Annotated in this window: 12 protein-coding genes; 9 read left to right on the top strand and 3 right to left on the bottom strand. The window is 54.7% G+C overall.

Annotated features, from left to right (window positions below; all coding sequences use genetic code 11):
* Positions 1–187 precede the first annotated feature (187 nt).
* Both IGS16_RS12890 and IGS16_RS12885 read right to left on the bottom strand, forming a co-directional pair.
* Positions 188–3,964, bottom strand: coding sequence for a CAAX protease (locus IGS16_RS12890; RefSeq protein ID WP_297086019.1), 3,777 nt, complete (start codon positions 3,962–3,964; stop codon positions 188–190).
* A gap of 177 nt (positions 3,965–4,141) precedes the next feature.
* Positions 4,142–4,813 carry a response regulator transcription factor gene (locus IGS16_RS12885; protein ID WP_068507250.1) on the bottom strand — a complete coding sequence of 224 codons (672 nt, stop codon included), beginning with the start codon at positions 4,811–4,813 and terminating at the stop codon, positions 4,142–4,144.
* Between the two features lie 819 nt (positions 4,814–5,632).
* On the opposite strand from IGS16_RS12885, the gene IGS16_RS12880 reads away from it, so the two are divergent.
* The 9 genes from IGS16_RS12880 (at position 5,633) to IGS16_RS12840 (ending at position 19,085) form a co-directional block, all read left to right on the top strand.
* A complete protein-coding gene (locus IGS16_RS12880) occupies positions 5,633–6,709 on the top strand; it encodes a Gfo/Idh/MocA family oxidoreductase (RefSeq protein ID WP_297086016.1) in 1,077 nt (358 codons plus the stop codon).
* Positions 6,710–6,914: 205 nt separating this feature from the next.
* A complete protein-coding gene (locus tag IGS16_RS12875; protein WP_068507249.1) occupies positions 6,915–7,628 on the top strand; it encodes a polysaccharide deacetylase family protein in 714 nt (237 codons plus the stop codon).
* Between the two features lie 150 nt (positions 7,629–7,778).
* Positions 7,779–8,600 (top strand): tetratricopeptide repeat protein, encoded by an 822-nt coding sequence (locus tag IGS16_RS12870; protein WP_297086014.1) that lies wholly within the window; start codon positions 7,779–7,781, stop codon positions 8,598–8,600.
* Between the two features lie 45 nt (positions 8,601–8,645).
* Positions 8,646–10,604, top strand: coding sequence for a family 10 glycosylhydrolase (locus IGS16_RS12865; RefSeq protein ID WP_297086012.1), 1,959 nt, complete (start codon positions 8,646–8,648; stop codon positions 10,602–10,604).
* 295 nt (positions 10,605–10,899) lie between these two features.
* Complete coding sequence (locus tag IGS16_RS12860; RefSeq protein WP_297086009.1) at positions 10,900–11,415, top strand: hypothetical protein; 516 nt, start codon at positions 10,900–10,902, stop codon at positions 11,413–11,415.
* A gap of 172 nt (positions 11,416–11,587) precedes the next feature.
* A complete protein-coding gene (locus tag IGS16_RS12855; protein ID WP_297086007.1) occupies positions 11,588–12,358 on the top strand; it encodes a basic secretory protein-like protein in 771 nt (256 codons plus the stop codon).
* A gap of 144 nt (positions 12,359–12,502) precedes the next feature.
* Positions 12,503–14,119 (top strand): AAA-like domain-containing protein, encoded by a 1,617-nt coding sequence (locus tag IGS16_RS12850; RefSeq protein WP_297086005.1) that lies wholly within the window; start codon positions 12,503–12,505, stop codon positions 14,117–14,119.
* Positions 14,120–14,273: 154 nt separating this feature from the next.
* Positions 14,274–18,056: an AAA-like domain-containing protein gene (locus IGS16_RS12845; protein ID WP_297086004.1), complete on the top strand. Its 3,783-nt coding sequence runs from the start codon at positions 14,274–14,276 to the stop codon at positions 18,054–18,056.
* A 285-nt stretch (positions 18,057–18,341) separates the two neighbouring features.
* On the top strand, positions 18,342–19,085 hold the full coding sequence (locus IGS16_RS12840; RefSeq protein WP_297086002.1) for a Uma2 family endonuclease: 744 nt from the start codon (positions 18,342–18,344) through the stop codon (positions 19,083–19,085).
* Here IGS16_RS12840 and IGS16_RS12835 read toward each other — a convergent pair.
* Positions 19,082–19,294, bottom strand: a complete 213-nt coding sequence (locus tag IGS16_RS12835; RefSeq protein ID WP_297086000.1) for a hypothetical protein — start codon at positions 19,292–19,294, stop codon at positions 19,082–19,084. The two genes, IGS16_RS12840 and IGS16_RS12835, sit on opposite strands and share 4 nt — an antisense overlap.
* Positions 19,295–19,296: the final 2 nt, after the last annotated feature.

The raw sequence follows: 19,296 nt of genomic DNA, 5'->3' as shown, positions 1-19,296 counted from the left end.
CAGATCTCGCCGCAGCCGCACTAGCCTTCGAGCCAGTCCCAGTCGGTTTCCTGCGTCGCAGCGGTGGTCTGCTGATACACTTCTACACTAGGCAGAATCAGCCGCCCCACCCATTCTCCTAGCGGACGATATCTGATGTCGCCTCTGACGCCGTTTCTAAGGCCACGTCTTATTCGCTATTCTTGCTCTAGAGCGTCATCGGCGCAATCGGCGCAATATCTGGATCGTATCCACCCACTTGGTTCGTTCGCAGCACCCACACTGATGCGCCATGTTTCAGAAACGCATCGGCGATCGCATCACTGGCTTTGCGCGGCAGAATGGTTCGCCAACTGCCCAACCCCATCCGCAGGTTCCGCAGGGGATAGTCTTCTAGCGTGCTGCCCAGGTTGTATTCATTGCGTTCCCAGTCGCGTCGCGGGCCGCCAAAAGATTGCAGCTTGCCTTCCAGGTCTTTGCCCAATTCTTGAAGCTGCTGAAACTGTCGCGCCTGCTCTGGCTCTTGCAGCAAGAGTTCCAGAATGCGGGGATTTTCGCGCAGGGTGCGCTCTGTGTTGCGAATACTAGCAAATAGCGCCTGATTGGAATCTTGGGAGCAGTTATAGGCAGCGTTAACATAGGTTCCGCCCGTGCCGTCGCCAATTCGATAGCGGGCCGTCATCACCTGCAACTGTCGCTCTAGCAAGTCCAGCGGCGAAACCAGGACGTTGCCAATTTTGTAGGGGTCGGTGTAGGCGGGCAGCTTGATCAGCAGATCGCAGATCGGGCGCGTGCCCAGCCAGCCAAACTGGCGATCGCCCAAGTAGCGCGACCAGTGCAGCGTACCCGCCACCAGCCCGTCGGTGTTCTGCGTATAAACCTGGTAATAGCAAATATCGAACTGGCGCTCGTCCGCCAGCGGCTCGTGGATGACGGTTGCCACGCCGTAGGCAAAGTGCCCAAAGAAAATCGGCGTGGCCGCGGCGGGTTCCTTTTTCTCGCCACCGATGCCGCCATAGGTGTGCAGCACCAGCGCCTCGTCGCCCACGCGCCATTCGTCGATCGCCGCCTGGATTGCCGCATCCGACCCGTTGGACAGGCCGCTGCACAGCACCGACGCAATCTTGCCTTTTTGCGCCGCAATGTCCGCCCAGGCCTGCTTGCGGATGTAGCGGTAGGCCGCTTTGCCGCCAAACAGGACTGATTCGGGTTGCAGGCGGAACAGGGCACGGGGGGCGATCGCCTGCACCACAAACGCACCCGCCACGTCCTTCGCGCCATACACATACCAGCCCGTCTCGTTATAGGGCGATTTTTCCAGGTCGTGGGTGGTCGAGGGATAGCTGCCATAGGCCTTGGCCAGCACCACCTCCGGCAGCCGCATCGTTTCCAGCTTGCCGCTAAATTGCCGCGTCGCCCGGTCAAAATGCGTCACCACAAACTGGTCGCTGCCCGCCACCGGCCGCTCAAACCGCACCAGCGCGTAGAATCGTCCCGTAATTTGCACAGGCGTATCGGCAATCAGCAGCACGTCGCCCTGCACCACCACAGGCGGTTCCAGCCGCACGATCAGATCATCCACCGGATGCCCCGCCGCCAGCGACTCTAGCGCGTTCACTCGCCGCCAGTGGTTGAGCCGATCGGGATGCACCATGCCGCCGTAGCGACTGCTGAATTCTGCCTCGGCGCTAAAGTGGACATCCTTCACGACCGAGTTCATGCTCTTTTGCACGTTGGGGTAGTCCACCCAGCGCAACCGCACCCGCTGCCCCACCAGATAGCGGTAGCCTTCTGGGGCATGATGAACTTCCAGCCAAGTTCCCTGGACGTGCGATCGCTCTTCTGGCTTGGGCAAAATGAGCCGTCCCATCCACTCACCGATGGGGCGATACCACTGGGGGTCAACGGTTTGGGCGATTGGGTAATAATCAGGTCGGTTGAACGCGGCTGCCTGGTACAGGGCATAATTGCTGGGCGTTTGGGGAATCCTGTCGCCGGCCCGCAGCGCCTCCCCCCGCAAAATTTGCAGAATCGTCTCGATGGTCTGCTGCAAATGGGTGCGGCCGTCGGGCAGCGTTGCCTGGGGGTCCATATAGCCGCCAGGAACCTGATGCCCCACCGGCCCAGCCGAGAGAACGGTGACTTTGCCCTTGCGCTTGCCCCGATTCCAGTAGGACAGCGGGAACAGCTTCCAGCGGCCGGGAAAGATCATGGGGCCGACCCGCTCCACCACATCCTTATCGCCGACGATGTGATAAAGATGCTCCAGCACCAGCACGTTGTTGTTGGCGCTCATTACGCCGCCGAGAGAAATTACGTCGATGGGGGCATTGGTAGACCGCTTCAGGTAGGGTGCAGCCGCCACAGACATTTCGCCGCCGCCGCTATAGCCCAGCAGCGTAATCGGCACGCGGCTGCCGGGCCGATAGCCCCGCCGCACCAGCCCGTCGAAAATCACCTGGGCAATGCCCTGATTGTAGATTGGGCCATAGCGCTTATCGGACGACACCGCCACGATCAGCACGTTTCGCAGATTGACCAGCATCCCCAACAGCGCCGCTGGGTTGTTCCACCGCATATTGTCTGCCAGTCGCCACAAAAACGCCAGCGGCCGGTCTTCATACAGCGGACGATTCAGCACCGAATACAGCATCAGCCCCTCGACCAGTTCTATCCCTCTGGGCAGAGCCGGCTTGAGGGCATTCAAAAAGTCTTCGATATCGGGGGTATATTCTTCGCCCGACTGGGCAATGCCGTCCAGATACACCAGGTAATGGTTGATTGGTGGAAGATGGGGATCAGGGCGATATTGCTCCGCAGCGCCGGGGCGATCGCCCGCCTGCAACCCCTCCGACCCCGTTTGAGCCGTTTCATAGAACGACGACTTAACCGCCGTCGTGTCTAGGTCGTCGCCGTACCAGCCTGCCCACCAGCCCAGCGACTCCAGCGGCGCAATGATCCCTGCAAACACCGTCGCTACGACACCAATCCAGGCTAAATCAAACGTCAGGCGAAACGGGGTCGGCAGGCCGTCATACCAGCCAAACAGCCCATCCCGCACTGGGCGCATCAGCACAAAAATCAGCCAGAAGGCGATCGCCAGCGCCAGCAGCCCCAACACCACCTTTACCGCCTGAGGAACGCCGCGTGTTTGATAGTCAAGCTGCAACACGGGGTCATCTGCTTCTGGCACGTCCAGCGGACGCAGCGAATAGCCAGAAGACGGCCGCTCCAGCACCGCCTGAGACACGCTGCGAGCCGCCTCTGGATGCGATCGTCCCGCAGCCGCCACCAACTGACGCACCTCCGGCAAAGCTACGTCCGACGCGGGGATAATTGGCTCTGCGGGGCGGGCCCCAGACAAAACGCGCTCCTGCAATTCGCGAGAGCCTTTGGCCAACTCGACCCCCGCCACGCGATCGGCCAGACGGCGACCAAACTCGGCAATCGGCTGGGCGATCGTGCCTTCCAAAAGCTGCTTTACGACCCAGCCCAGCAGCACATAGGTCAGGGCTTCGCTGGCGCTGAGCCGGGCCACCACCGCAAACCCCACCAACATCGACAGCAAGTTCCACACCGACAGTAAATTCTGAATCGGGTAGCCCAGGTAGGGCAGCGCTCCTAGAAATCCAAACAGCAGCGGCGCATAGCCCAGTCCCAGCACTGTCACCAGCGTTGAAAAGGGCACTCGCACAAACCCCGGCAGCAGCCCAATTAGCCAAGTGCTAAGGGCAAGAAACAGAAACCCGAAGGCAAACAGGATGGCATTTAGCAGCAGGCTAAAGACAAAGCGGCTGGGCTTGACGCGATTGACAAATAGAATAATGCTCTGCCCTACTCCCAGCGATAGCCCTGCCAGCAGCACGATGAGCAGCGCTAGCCAGAAGCCGCCGGGCAGCGTCACAACCCGCCGAAATGCATCGAATTGTAGCGAAAAAGCCCCGCCGATTAGCTCAGTTGCCTGATTCCATGCTGTCTCAGCCATGATTTCACTCCTGAATGGCGCAATGGGCGATCCTGCTGACGGCTAAACCGTTGCTGCGATGATAAACCGCGCCGGGCCAATTCAGAAGTTAAGTTGCCACAAAAAATTGCCGCAAAGCAAATTCACGCAAGCGCTCAGGCCGAAACTGGTCTTTCGGCAATGCCATTGCACCGGCCGCTATTCCACCAGATGGTGATCCATCACGTAGCGGACGAGTTCGGCGCGGTTGCTGGTGTTGGTCTTGCGGAGGAGGCTGCTGACGTATTTTTCGACCGTGCGGGGGCTGAGGTGGAGGCGATCGCCAATTTGCGAATTCGACAGACCATCCGCCAGCAGCGACAGCACCCCCTGTTCTCGCAGCGTTAGACCCAGATCGCTCTCTGGTTCCGCAGCGGAAGGCTCCTCGGCTGACCGATGCGGGCTGGATTCCGCCGCCTCCGATGCGCGGATCTGCCGTCGCCATTCGGTCTGGATTAACTGCGATCGCTCCAGCAAATTTCGCACCACCGCCCCCAGTTCCTTCAGGTCAAACGGCTTCGGCAGATAGGCATCACACCCAAGCTGATAGCCCCGAATGCGCTCCTCTGTGCGGCTCAGCGCCGTCAGAAAAATCACAGGCAAGAGCCGGAGCGCGGGCTGCGATCGCACCTGCCGCACCAGCTCAAACCCATCCATGCGGGGCATGGCCACGTCAGTCACGATCAAATGCGGCTGCACTTGATCGACCAGGGCCAGGGCCTGCTCACCGTTTTCCGCCATCACCACCAGATAGCCAGACAACTCTAAATAGTCGCCAATCGAAAGCCGGGTGCCCAGATCATCATCCACCACCAGAATCGTCAGAGGCATTGCGGAGAGCCTGAGTTCAGAACCATTGAGTTAATACAATAAATACAATAATTTCCACCGATTTCCACTAGCCTAAGCCAAGATTGTCAGAATCCGTCAATTTTCCCCAACCGAGCCGACCCAAACGCCAGGAAGGGCGATCGCCTCTCCGCTGCGTCTCAGCCTGCTTGATAACCAAATCTAGATACCTTTGCCCATCGAATGCCTGTTTAGCTTGGGACTTTAAATTTGAACCTTAAAACTAAAGTGGCAGTAGTACGGCGCGATTCCCTTTAACCTGTGGACATGCCAGACGCTAAGCCGGACTAAAAGCGATGCTTGCGATCTGGGAAGGGCGCGTGGGGGCTGTTTGACGGAGCATTTGTGGCGTAGCCCAGCAATACGGAACTTTCAGAACGGAACCTTCAGAACGAAACAGCAGTCTTTTAGGGTCAGATGGAGACAGGGCGACCCGCGACCCGCTGCCCTAGCAAACCAGCTTTACAAAATCAACCTGGAATTGGCTAGGCAGACCGCAAGACAAGCCACAACCAGCAGGTCATCGAGAAAAGTGGACTAGTAGAAACCTGACGCAGGAAAAATCGACACAAGAAAAACTGACACAGGAAAAACCGACACAAGTGAAACTATATCCTGATCATCAGCCATCCAGAATAAAGACGACTGCTGATATCATAACTTTGTCAAGATTTGTAAGTTTTCTTCAAACTGCCCCGTTCACATCCAGCGGCTCCAAGCCGTCCTGATCAATGGATTGGGTCAGCGCTCTAAGAGAATAGCGGCTCCAAATTAGCGATTGTGGTGTAGGAGAGTGCAGGCGTGCAAAACGGATTTGTTGGAACTGCGGATACCTCAGCGCCACGCGGCTCGCATGATCCCATTCGAGTTGGCGTGATCGGCGTTGGCAATATGGGCCAGCACCACACCCGCGTCCTCAGCTTGCTCAAGGACGTAGAACTGGTGGGCATTTCTGATGTCAACGTTGAGCGGGGGCTGGATACGGCAAGCAAGTATCGGGTTCGGTTCTTTGAAGACTATCGCGAACTGCTCAAATGCGTAGATGCGGTCTGCGTAGCAGTTCCTACCCGGCTGCACTACTCTGTGGGGCTGACCTGTCTCCAGGCGGGGGTGCATGTGCTGATCGAAAAGCCAATTGCCGCCAGCATTGCTGAGGCAGAGCTATTGGTCAACGCGGCGGCCGAGTCCAACTGCATCTTGCAGGTGGGGCATATTGAACGGTTTAACCCGGCGTTTCAGGAACTCAGCAAGGTGCTGAAAACAGAAGAACTGCTGGCGCTGGAGGCTCACCGCATGAGTCCCTATTCCCAGCGAGCAAACGATGTGTCGGTGGTGCTGGATCTCATGATCCACGATATCGACCTGCTGCTGGAACTGGCCGCTGCACCGGTCACGCGATTGACCGCCAGCGGCAGCCGCGCGTCGGATTCTGGCTATCTGGACTATGTAACGGCGACGCTGGGCTTTGCCAACGGCATTGTGGCCACGCTGACTGCTAGCAAAGTTACCCATCGCAAGATTCGCCGCATCGCCGCCCACTGCAAAAATTCCCTGACGGAAGCCGATTTTCTGAACAACGAAATCCTGATCCATCGGCAGACGACGGCCAACTATCGAACCGACTACGGGCAGGTGCTTTACCGTCAGGATGGGCTGATCGAGAAAGTGTACACCAGCAACATCGAGCCGCTGCACGCCGAGCTAGAGCATTTTGTGCAGTGTGTGCGCGGTGGCAAACAGCCTTCGGTAGGCGGCGAACAGGCCCTCAAGGCATTGCGGCTGGCCAGTCGCATTGAGCAGATGGCGCTGGACGGGCAGGTGTGGCAGCCAGATGATCTGAGCAGCGTGCAGTCGGAGGTGTCGGCGATCGCCCTCTAGCCCCTTCTGGCCTCTTTTAGACTCTGGTCGTCGCAGGTGGCTTCAGGCGCTACCTTGGGCTGGGCAAGTCTTCTGACGAATCTGGCGCTGATCACGAATCAGGCGACAAATTCAGGCAACCAATCAGGGTCGGATCTTTGGGATTTATCGACAGGCTCCCCACTCTTTACTATGGAAAGGTAAGTTGTTTTGAGTGCGAGAGGCTATGGGGCTTGCTCAGCAGCGGCTCGTGCAGCAGGTGGCGCGGGCCTTTCCAGACGGACTGTTCTATAAAGAAACCACCGAGCGCGTGGTGGCGTTGACCATCGACGACGTGCCCACGCCCGGCGAACCAGAGGATGAGTCTACCCAAAAGATTTTGGAGGCGATCGCCGAACACAATCGCCAGATTGAAGATCCAGACCGTCATGTACGGGCCACATTCTTCATCATCACCAGCCACCTCAGCCCCGAAAGCACCATCATTCCCCGCATTCGCGCCTATGGGCACGAAGTCGCCAACCACGGCATCGTAGACGACACAACCGCCCTCCAGCACCCCGAACTGTTTGCCCTGCAAATGCGTGAAGCCCACAACCGCATCTGCAAAGACTGCAATCAACCCATCCGCTGGTATCGCCCCGGTCGTGGGCTATATGCCAAGAGCATGGTGCCCAAGCTGCAAGCCATGCCCGGCTACGAACCTCGGTTTGCCCTGGCCTCCATGATTCCGGTAGACACCTTCAAGCCAACGGACAACGCCCTATTTAGCGCCTGGTATGTGTCGCGCTTCGTGTTTCCCGGCGCTATCTTGGTGATGCACGGCGGCTCTGCCGAGCGCTCCGAAAAAACCGCCGCCGCCATTCCCCTGCTGCTCGACTACTTGCAGCGTAAAGACTATCGCGTCGTCACGCTATCCGAACTTTGGGATAACTATTAGGCTGTGGAATGGGTAGGCTGTGGAATTAGGCCTTGGAAATCTAAAATCCAAAATCGCAAATCCAAAATCAAGAATCGACCTAAACCCTGCGATTGGCTTCCATTGCTCCTGCCCTTTGCATTGCACCCCCAAACCTGTCATGATCAGCCTATGCTGATTTACATTTTTTCATGTTTGCTGGCAGCGCTGCTCTGGCTAGGCGCATTGCCCTTTGGAATCGCGGCTAAGGCAGCCCCGACACAACCACCGGAGCCGCTTCCGGTCGAGCTTCCATCGCTGAGCGAGCTGCGCGAAAAAGCCTTTGACGCAACCAACCGGGGCAACTTCGCAGAGGCAGAAACCTATTGGACGGAAATCCTGAAACAGTTGCCCGACAACGCGGCCGTGTGGAGCAATCGCGGCAACTCGCGGGTCAGCCAGAACAAACTGCAAGCGGCGATCGCCGATTTTGACAAAGCCACCGAGCTGGCTCCCGATGCCCCCGATCCCTATCTCAACCGGGGCGCGGCGCTGGAGGGGTTGGGACGCTGGGAAGAGGCGATCGCCAACTATAACAAAGTGCTAGAACTCGACCCCAACGACGCGGCTGCCTATAACAATCGGGGAAACGCCAAGGCAGGACAGGGCAACTGGCAGGCGGCGATCGAAGACTACCGAAAAGCCGCAGACCTCGCGCCCGATTTTGCCTTTGCCAGGGCGAATTATGCGATCGCCCTCTACGAAACCGGGCAGACCAACGAAGCCATTCGCACCATGAAAAACCTCGTCCGCAAATACCCCCGCTTTGCCGACATGCGGGCCGCCCTCACGGCCGCCCTCTGGGTCGCGGGTAATCAGGGCGAGGCCGAGAGCAACTGGTACGCCGCCGTCGGGCTGGATGCGCGATACAAAGACCTGGACTGGGTTGCCAATGTCCGCCGCTGGAGTCCATCGCTAGTCAGCGCTCTAGAGAAGTTTTTGACGTTGAAGTAAAACGAAGTAAAACTGAATCCAGCCCCGCCCGGAGCCTGACGAGTGATGAGTTTCTCTGACATCCAAAACCATTGGGCAAAAGCGTTTATCGAGGCGTTGGCCGAGCGTGGCATTGTGCGGGGCTTTGAGGACGGCACATTCCGCCCTGAGCAGACGATTACTCGCGCTGAGTTTGCATCCCTCCTGCGTTCTGCCTTTTCGGTTGCGCCCAAGCGACCTTACGTGCCGTTTCAGGATGTGCCAGAGAGTTTTTGGGCTGCCCCTGCGATTCGCTGGGCTTATGAAACCGGGTTCATGTCTGGTTATCCTGACGGATCGTTTCGTCCCGCAGAGGCGATCGCCCGTGTGCAGGTTTGGGTGGCGCTGGTGAGCGGGCTGGGGTTTGCGGCATCGGGTCAGGCTCCGCTCTTCGACCTATATGCGGACGCGGGCGAGATCCCCGACTGGGCACGACGGGCGATCGCCACGGCCACAGAAACGGGGCTGGTGGTAAACCATCCCGACCTGAAACGAGTGCGATCGCAGCAGGCGGCTACACGGGCCGAGGCGGCCAGCTTTGTGTATCAAGCACTGGTGTGTTTGGGCCAGGTTCCCGTAATCGAGTCGGTGTGGATTGTGCGCTGGGTGCGGACGGTCGCAGTGTCGCATCGGCGCGAGTTTCGGGCGGCGTGGGTGGCAATCGTGTGGAATATCGACTTTCCCAGCGCCCGCACGCTGACCACCGACCAGCAGCAGGCAGAACTGATTGCCATTTTTGACCGACTGCGATCGCTCCATTTCAACGCCGTAATTTTGCAAATTCGCCCCGAAGGGGACGCACTGTATGCCTCAACGCTGGAGCCGTGGAGCTTTTGGCTGACGGGCACTCAGGGCAAACCGCCCAGCCCCGCCTACGACCCGCTGCAATGGGCGATCGCCCAGTGTCGCCAGCGCAACCTGGAAATTCACGTCTGGTTCAACCCCTATCGCGCCCGCACGTCTCAGCAAACGGTCAACGTTTCGCCCCACCTAGCGGCGACGAATCCTGATGTGGTCTACCCTTGGGGCAACCAGCTCTGGATGGACCCCGGCGCAACCGTTGTGCAGGAACGCACCTACGCCGTGATTCTGGACGTGTTGCGCCGCTACGACGTAGACGGCATTCACCTGGATGATTATTTTTATCCTTACCCAATTGCTGGGCAGAGCTTTCCCGACGACAAAACCTATCAGACCTATCGCAACGGCGGCGGCACGCTCTCGCTGAAGGACTGGCGGCGGGATAACGTAAATCGCCTGGTGCAGCGCCTTTCCAGCGGCATCAAAGCCACCAAGCCGCACGTAAAATTTGGCATCAGCCCGTTTGGAATTTATCGCCCCGGCCAGCCGCCGCAAATCCAGGGACTCGATGCCTACGACCAACTTTTCGCCGATGCGCTGAAGTGGCTCCAACAGGGCTGGGTCGATTACCTCGCACCGCAGCTTTATTGGCGCATCGACCCACCCGCCCAGAGCTATCCCGTGCTGCTAGAGTGGTGGGCAGATCAGAATATCCAGAAGCGCCATATCTACCCTGGCAATAACTTATCTCAGCTTGATGGCAAAGCCTGGGACGTAACCGAAATTGAGCGGCAGGTGGCTATCACGCGCCAGCTAGAAAGTAAACTCGCCCTCGGCAATATTTTCTATAGCATGAAGGCGCTGCTGACGAATCGCGAGGGCATTGGCGATCGCCTCCAGACCAATATCTACCGCACCGCCGCCCTGCCGCCCGTCATGCCCTGGCTCCGCAGCTTGCCCCCCGTGCCGCCGCAAAATGTGCGCGTCTTGGGGAATCGACTGGTCTGGAGCAGCGCCGCCAGTGCCCGTTCCTGGACGCTCTATCGCCAAGCAGGAAGCACCTGGACGCTGCAAAGTATCTTACCTGCCGCCACAACGCAGCTTACCCTGTCGCCCGGAACCTACGCACTGTGTACGGTCGATCGGCTGGCGAATGAGAGCGCGGGCGTAGTAGCAGTCGTGTAAAGGGAGATAAGAAGAAGAACAGTTAGAGAATCTTTGTAAAGCAGGTATCTGCTATGCACATCATACTCTACCTTAGTCTTGCTAATTTATTAAATTCATTATCTTTGTGATCCACTGATTTTGTGATTCATCTAGAGCAATGATAAGATACACGGGCTGCAAGTAAGATTTTCCAAAGTCGCAGGCTCAATCTAATCTTTGTATATTAGTTACAAACTCGTGTATTAGTTACAAACTCAATTTCATATATTCCTTCAGAAATCAGACGATTCTCTCTTGGAAAGGGGTTCAATCTATGTCAGATGAGAAGCTGAATGAAAAACGAAGAGTGCTAGCTCAAGTTGCTGGGTTCATAGGATCTGTAGCAATTGCTACTATCGCTTGGACTATTGTTGCACAGGATGGTGCAATTCTGGAGAAGCAGCTTTTTTCAAGATCCGAAACGGCTTTGGAAACAATTCCTATCTTCATCTCGCAACCAGTTCTCATCTCTCCACAAACGCCTTCTCAACCAGAGCAAAGTGTATTACCGCTGCCTGACGAGATATATGAGTATCAAGAAGGCGGACAGACTAGAGTATTTGTCCGCGTTTCAGATGTGGTTTGGCATGAAGTGAATGAGTTTGGGGAAACCTTCAACACGTTCAAGGAGATTGAGCGAGATTCTAACTTCATTATAATTTACGACAAGGAGAGGCGAATGAAAATCAAGATACCCATCGAAAGAGGTTATTTCTTAATTACTTGGGAACCACGAGGCTGGATTGATATTCCGTATCGTTATGTAGTCAAAAAAGCTGATACAAAATAGCTATCCAAGCAGCTTTCGTGGCGTGCCGTTCATGTTTTGCATTTATGCTCAAAACTAAGAGCTTAGCCTTCCTCCTTTTCAAGTTTCGCCATTCAACCAGATTCACAACTCTACTCTCGAAGATTTCCAAACAATATACGTTCAGGGTTGCATTCTATCCTCAGAGGAGCATATGCAGAAATCTATTGCTTTAGTATTAGTTATCTCGACCTTGTCGCCAGGACTTGCCGCTTGTGATCAATGGTCAATTTTTCAGTCTGCTCCTTCTTTTGAGGAGAATAGCGCTTTTATTAAGGAGACTAATCAGACTACAGTTTCTTTTACCACTTGTAAGATAGATACCACTGAAGTACCAGAGGCTGAGTCTGACAGGGAGCTACTCTTAACTCTATGTCAGGATTACTATGCGAGAATCCGGCAAATGCTGGGTTCGGACGGCGCTGAGCAGCCTAGCAGCATACAGATCAGGCTCAAGAAAGGGAGGACAGATCAGGTTGCTGATGTCTCTGGTGGCACAATTAGTCTTTATGAGAATTGGTTTATGAAGCACCAAGGAGATCCAGACCGAAGAGAGATTAAAGGAGTTTTGGCTCATGAGATGACTCATATTATGCAAGCTTACAAGACTGAGGTGCCACAGTGGGTTGTTGAAGGTATAGCAGACTACGTTCGACATGCGATGGGGCTTAGCGATAAGAGCGCTGTGCAATGTGAGGATGGAAAGCATTATGAGGAATCTGTGTATCGATGTGCACCTGCATTCCTGACATATGTAGAGGAAAGCTATCCTGGGACGATCGCCCAAATTAATACGCAGTTTAGGACAACTGGATATGATGCCGACTTTTTTACTCAGGTAACTGGCAAGCCATTAGATCAACTATGGCAGGAGTGCCTGGGTACAACTTGGTGTAGCGGCGGACGAGAAGCGCTTGGCGGTTAGGTGTAGCACTGAATGACAATCTTGCTGATGAGCGCTTTGAGGAATTGTCATTCACCGAATTGCCATTCAGCAACCTCATCAGAAATAGAGGATAATCAGCTTGAGCAAGAGTTTTGCCCCCTTACTCTGCTTCTTTATAAACCTATGGCATCTACTGTTTCTACGTCGGATTCTGCTTTGGAACCTGTGACCGTTTTTTTCTCGTATTCACATCGGGATGAGCGACTGCGAGATAAGCTGGCCCCTCACCTGTCGATGCTGCAACGGCAGGGAATTATTAAATCCTGGCACGATCGCAAGATTAGTGCTGGAATCGAGTGGGCAAGGGCAATCGACGAGCACCTCAACGCGGCAGAAATCATTCTGCTGCTGGTGAGTGCTGATTTTCTGAATTCTGACTATTGCTACGACATTGAGATGCAGCAGGCGATCGCCCGTCACGAGTCTGGCGAAGCGCGGGTAATCCCGATTATCCTGCGCCCAGTGGATTGGAGTGGTGCGCCCTTTGGTAAGCTCCAGGCATTTCCCAAAAACGCCAAGCCTGTGACCAAGTGGAGCAACCAAGACGAAGCGTTTGCCAACATTGCTCAGGGTATTCGCCAAGTGGCGCAGGAGATGGCAGTGGCGCTGCGCGATCGTCCCTCAGAACCTGCATCTAATCGTTGGACTATAACTCCGCAAAACTTGAGCGTAGCGCAACGGACTGAAACCTCACCGACTGAGGAATCTGTTGTAGCTTTAAGCTTTGGAGAACTAGAGGAACTGGGCGGGCAGGTGCCGCTGGATTCTCCTTTCTATGTCTATCGACCGCCAATTGAGGAGCGATGCTACGAGGCGATTGCCAAGCCGGGCGCACTGATTCGGGTAAAAGCACCCCGACAGATGGGCAAGTCCTCCCTCACAATTCGAATTTTTGATTATGTCGAAAAACAGGGATATCGCACGGTTTGGCTAAACTTGCAGCGGGCAGGTGAGCAGTCCCTATGGAGTTTGGATAGTTTTCTCAGGTGGATTTGCGATCGCACCAGCCGCAGCCTGCGCCTGCCCAATCAAGTGGAAGAATACTGGCAGGGTATTTCGGGCAGCATGGACAAATGTACTGACTATTTTGAACTGTACTTGCTGGAAGAAATTAGTGCGCCGCTAGCAATTTGCCTGGATGAAGTGGATGAAGTATTCAAATATCCCACAATTGCCAGCGACTTTCTAGGGCTGCTGCGCTCCTGGCACGAAGAGTCCAAGATCAATCCAGTATGGCGCAACTTTCGTCTGGTGCTTACTCATTCAGAGGAGGTCTATGTGCCGCTGAATATCAACCAATCACCATTCAATGTTGGTGTGTCAATTACTTTGCCACCCTTTACTCATGCTCAGCTTGCGGACTTGGCGCAGCGTCACGGACTTCACTGGTCTTATGCCGAGGTGGAATTACTGATGGACATGGTGGGTGGCCATCCTTATTTAACGCGGGTGGCGCTCCAACAAATTATGCGGGGAGAGGTGACGCTGGCACAGTTTTTGCAAGTTGCGCCGACGCAGGAATGGATTTTGGGTAGTCATCTACGGCGACATTTGGGAAATCTGGAGGAGCGTAATTTGGCGATCGCCATGAAACAGCTTGTGACGGCAGAGGGGCCTCTCCGGCTGCCAATTCCCGAAGCGTCAAAACTGGTCAACCTAGGGCTGGCTCGATTTCAGGGCAATGATGTAGTCCCGCTTTGCAATCTCTATCGCCAATATTTTAGGGAGGTGCTGAAATAGGGAGCAACAAGCTCGAAAGGGCACAACAGCACAAGCGGGCAAACAGAGCCTATGGCAAGATTCATCACAAAATGCAGCAAAGCCCGAGTCAGATCCCTGTAAAACTGGGGGCAAAGATTGAGGCACTGCTAGCAGCAACAGGACTTATGAAGGAATGACGAACCGTTTCCTGGCTGCCTACGATTATCAGAGTGAGGGCGGGGCACTGCCTGCTGACTCACCAACCTACGTGATGCGTAAAGCAGACGATGAGATGTTTGAAGCGCTGCGGGCGGGGCGGTTCTGCTATGTGCTAAACGCGCGGCAGATGGGCAAGTCCAGCCTGAAGGTACGGACAATTCAGCGGCTTCAGTCAGCAGGCATCGCCTGTGTCGCTGTCGATTTACAGGGTATCGGGACATCTGTAACGGAGGAGCAGTGGTATTTCAGCATTTTGAACCGCATCGTGCGATCGCTCCAACTACGGCAACAGTTTGACCTCAGTCGCTGGTGGGAAGAGCATCACCGCCTGAGCTATGGGCAGCGGTTTAGCCTGTTTTTGGAAACGATACTACTGACGGCAATCGCTCAGCCCATCGCGTTGTTTATCGATGAAGTAGATCTCACCCTCAGCCTGCCCTTTAGCAGCGATGACTTTTTTGGCGTGCTGCGAGAATGGTGTAATCGCCGTGCTGAGCAGCCCGAACTGCGGCGGCTAACTTTTGCTCTGTTTGGTGTAGTAGCACCAACTGACCTGGTACAGAATAAGCAAATTACGCCCTTCAACGTGGGACAGCCGATCGAACTGAGAGGGTTTCAACTTGCAGAGTCTTGGCCTTTGCTGCCTGGACTCATGGCTAAATCAGCCAATCCCCAAAAACTGCTAGCTGCAGTGCTTTACTGGACTGGCGGACAGCCTTTTCTGACCCAAAAGCTCTGCAAACTGATTGCCACAGCCAATACAACGCCTGAACCGGGGCAGGAAGTACCCTGGGTTAAGGCACTGGTTCAGTCTAAAATTATTGATAACTGGGAAGCACAAGATACGCCACCTCATTTAACCACTATTCGCGATCGCCTCCTATACGCCAAAGAGCAGACTGGAGTACTGCTAGGCCTGTATCAGCAAATTCGCCAGCAAGGCGAAGTGACTGCCAACGGCAGTCCCGAACAGATGAATCTACGCCTGACAGGCTTGGTTGTAAAACGAGACGGCAAACTGCGCGTATACAACCGCATCTACGAGCGTGTGTTTGGGCAAGATTGGATCGATGGTGCTTTGGCAACGCTGCGTCCACCCTATTATCAAGCAGCCTTGACCGAATGGCAAAAGTCAGGCGACGAGTCGCACTTACTACGGGGAGAAGCCTTGCAAAACGGGCTGCGCTGGGCCGAAGGCAAGCAACTGAGCGACCTGGATGGGCAATTTTTGCGGGCTAGCCAGAGAGCCGAAATGCAGTTTGTCCTTCAGCAACTAGCGGCCGAATCTAAAGCCAATCAAATCCTGATGGCAGCCAGGCAGCAGGCCGAAGCTGAGTTAGCGAAAGCAAGCCAACAACTCCAAGCCACAAAACACAAAATTCGACAAAGCACACGAACCTTAATCATCACAGCTGGGCTGGCAGGAGTTGCGCTGATGCTGGCGATCGCCGGATTTGATTGGGCAGGTCGGCAAGCAACTGTTGCAAAAGCCATACAAACTCTAGCTCAGATCGAACGGTTGAACGCTCAAGCACTCGGACAAAAAGATCAGGTGATGGGCTTAGTAACGGCCCTACAGTCAGGGCAGCAACTTCAGGCCTTGATAAAAAGCCAGAAACTCCAGACCCAAGATTCTACCTTGGTCAATCGCCAGACTCAGGATACTACCCTGGTTAACCAGCAGTTAGAAATAGTCCAGTATCCTACTGCTGTCCCGCTTTACGCAGCAGGACAAATCTTGTCATCTATTCAACATCGCTCTGTGCAAACTCGGCAAGGTGGAGTCCTCAGCATAAGCTGGAACTGTGACGGAAAAACACTCGCAACAGGCGGGAGCGACGGCACAGTCAAGCTATGGAGCCACACTGGAGAACTGCTAAAAACACTAGAAACCCAGCACATCAAAGTAAGTAGCATAAGCTGGAGTAATGATGGACATACCCTTGCCACTAGCGGCATCAACAGTACAGTCAATCTATGGAGTCGCACGGGGGAGATGCTGACCGCGTTTGATACTCAGCAAGGCTCTATCAGCGGCATAAGCTGGAGCGACGATGGGGAAACCCTTACCACAGGCGGCTCTGATGGCACAGTCAAGTTATGGAGCCGTACAGGGAAGATGCTGAGTGCGTTTGACACGCAGCAAGGTACGATTCACAGCATAAGCTGGAGCAGCGATGGACAGATCCTTGCCACGGGTGGAGTCAATGGTACAGTGAAGCTGTGGAACCGAGTAGGGAAACTGCTGCACTCCCTCGACACCCAGCAAGGTACAATCCACAGCATAAGTTGGAGTAGGTATGGACATATCCTTGCTACCTCAGGAGAGGATGACAAGGTGAAGCTTTGGAGTTCTACTGGTCAACCGCGACCTACCCTTGAAACCTGGCAAGGCAGGATCTCCAGTGTGAGTTGGAGTCGCGATGGGCAGACACTAGCTTCAGGCGGAGAGGATGGTACGGTCAAACTGTGGAGCCTTAGTGGAGAACTGCTGGATACGTTCCCTCATACCTATGACCAGGGTATCGCAAGGATTAGCTGGAGTTTTGATGGACAAACTTTGGCAATTGGGGGGGAGGACGGTACGCTGATCTTGTGGCATATTAATCAGCAGAGGCAGAAAACCCTCGAGACACCGCACGATTTTGTTAGGGCTATAGGCTGGAGTCACGATGGACGAACCCTCGCAACAGGTGGAGACGATGGCACAGTGAGGCTGTGGAGCCGTAGTGGACAACCTTTAGAAAGCCTCAAAACCCAGCACCAGACTGTCAACAGCTTGGATTGGAGCAGCGATGGAGAGGTTCTAGCGACAGGCGGGTATGATAACGTTGTCCGAATCTGGAGCCGTAGGGGGCAACTGCTGAGGACTCTCCAGACCCAGCACCGTATTATTAACAGCATAGTCTGGAGCGGCGATGGGCAAATCCTTGCTACTAGCGGCGAAGATGGCACGGTGCAGTTGTGGAGTCGCGCTGGCGAGCTGCTGCATTCCTTGCATACACAGTATCCGCGCGTTCAAAGTCTAAGCTGGAGCAGTGACAGCCAAGTCCTCGCTATTGGCGGAGATAGTAGCACTGTCCAAATTTGGAGCCGCACTGCGGAGCATTTGGATTCCTTTGATACGCAGCATCGCTCTGTCTGGCGGCTGAGCTGGAGTGGTGATGGGCAAGTCCTAGCAATAGGTGGCTCTGGTAGTGTTCTAGAGTTTTGGAGTCGAAACGCGCAGCTGCTGTCTCGTCTGGATACCCAGCAACGCTCGATTTGGAGCATAAGCTGGAGTGGTGATGGGCAAATTCTGGCAACGGGTGGAGACGATGGCACAGCGAAGTTGTGGAGCCGCACTGGTCAGCCGCTAAAAACCTTTAAGACTGAGCATGGCATTATCTTGAGTGTGAGCTTGAGCCATGATGGGCGAACTCTCGCCACTAGTGGGACTGACGGTACAGTCAGCTTTTGGTCGATCAAAAACTTGGAGGAAATGCTGGCTCAGAGTTGCGACTGGCTACGAGGTTACCTGATTGCCTCTCCAAAAGATTTGCAAACCCTGCTCATTTGCCAAACGCCTGAACTACTGCACGCCGCGGCTATTAACTTAGTGGCAGATAGTGACGATCTTGCGGCTGGCGGCAATTTGGAAGATGCTATTGCAGGCTATCGTACAGCCCAGAAGTGGAACGCCGAAATTCGCTTTGATCCCAGACAGCGGGCTAGAGAGCAGTGGTTGAAAATACAGCGCAAAACCCGCAGCAGATAGAACTTCCGTCAGATACAGAAATAGGAGCTATCACTCTGCAACATCAGATTCGGGGGTTGGACTAATTTTCACTGATGTTCAGAAGCTGATCCTGATTGGCTTTCTAAAGTAGCACTATAGACTGGTTGAGGAAGGACATGAAAAAATTTGTGACGAAGAGCCTTGCCTCCTTGAACCCTAATGTAGCTAAGATTTGCGGAATGGTTATAAGACTTCAAACAGTCTGAGCCACAGCCTATAATGCTCGCTACGCTAAGTTAGAGTATATTGTGCTGGTGCTGTGCGATGACGGTTTCTTCTTCTGCACCCAAAACGGCTAGCCAATCTACAGATATTGTTTATCCCACTGGGGATGGCTCTCCTGTGGCGGAAACCTTTGACCATTTATATGCGCTGCTGATCACGCTGGAAGTGCTGAAGCAATACTTGCGTGGGCAGCAAGCAACCGTCCTGGGAAACCAGTTCTTGTACTATGCACAGGGCTATCCCCGCGCCCGCACTGCGCCCGATGTAATGGTGATCTTTGGGGTGGAACCAGGCGGCCGCGACAGTTTCAAGATTTGGGAAGAAGGCACAGTCCCCAGCGTTATTTTTGAAATTACTTCCCCCAGCACGCGAATAAAGGACGAAACCTTCAAGAAAGACCTGTATCTTCAACTGGGTGTGCAGGAATATTGGCAGTTTGACCCAAAGGGCGAGTGGATTCCCGAAAAACTGCGGGGCTATCGCTTGCATGACTTCACCACGTTTGCTGGACAAGAGGAATCGGTATACGAACCAATTACAGACGGGCAGTGCCAGCCGCTGCAACTGCGCCTTGTCGCTGAAGGCAAGTTGATCGCGTTTTATCGGCTAGATACGGGCGAGAAACTGCTGCTTCCTGAAGAAATGGCAGATGCGCTACGACAGGAAACGCTAAGCCGTCAGGAAGCAGAGGCGATCGCCCAGGCAGAGCGACAGCGGGCTGAAGAACTGGAAGCACAACTGGAACGCTATCGCGAACGCTTTGGTGAATTGCCGGAGGACTAGCCCGCATCTTGAAACAGACGCTCTAGCATAATGATTTGCTGCCATCGATGGCGATCGCGCTTCTGCTTAATGAACACAGAGATCGCCGCGCTCAGCAGCGGAATTGTGAGCAGCCAGAATCCTGTAGTTAGGGGAAAACTGGGCGGCGTGGGTTGGGGCGATCGCTGATAAGCAACACTGGTGCAAACAGGAGGAATAAACGGTTGCATAA

This window comes from Thermoleptolyngbya sp. C42_A2020_037, from assembly GCF_015272455.1.
GTDB lineage: Bacteria > Cyanobacteriota > Cyanobacteriia > Elainellales > Elainellaceae > Thermoleptolyngbya.
The sequence above is the reverse complement of the archived record's forward strand: the minus strand, read 5'-3'. Positions and strand labels throughout refer to the sequence as shown.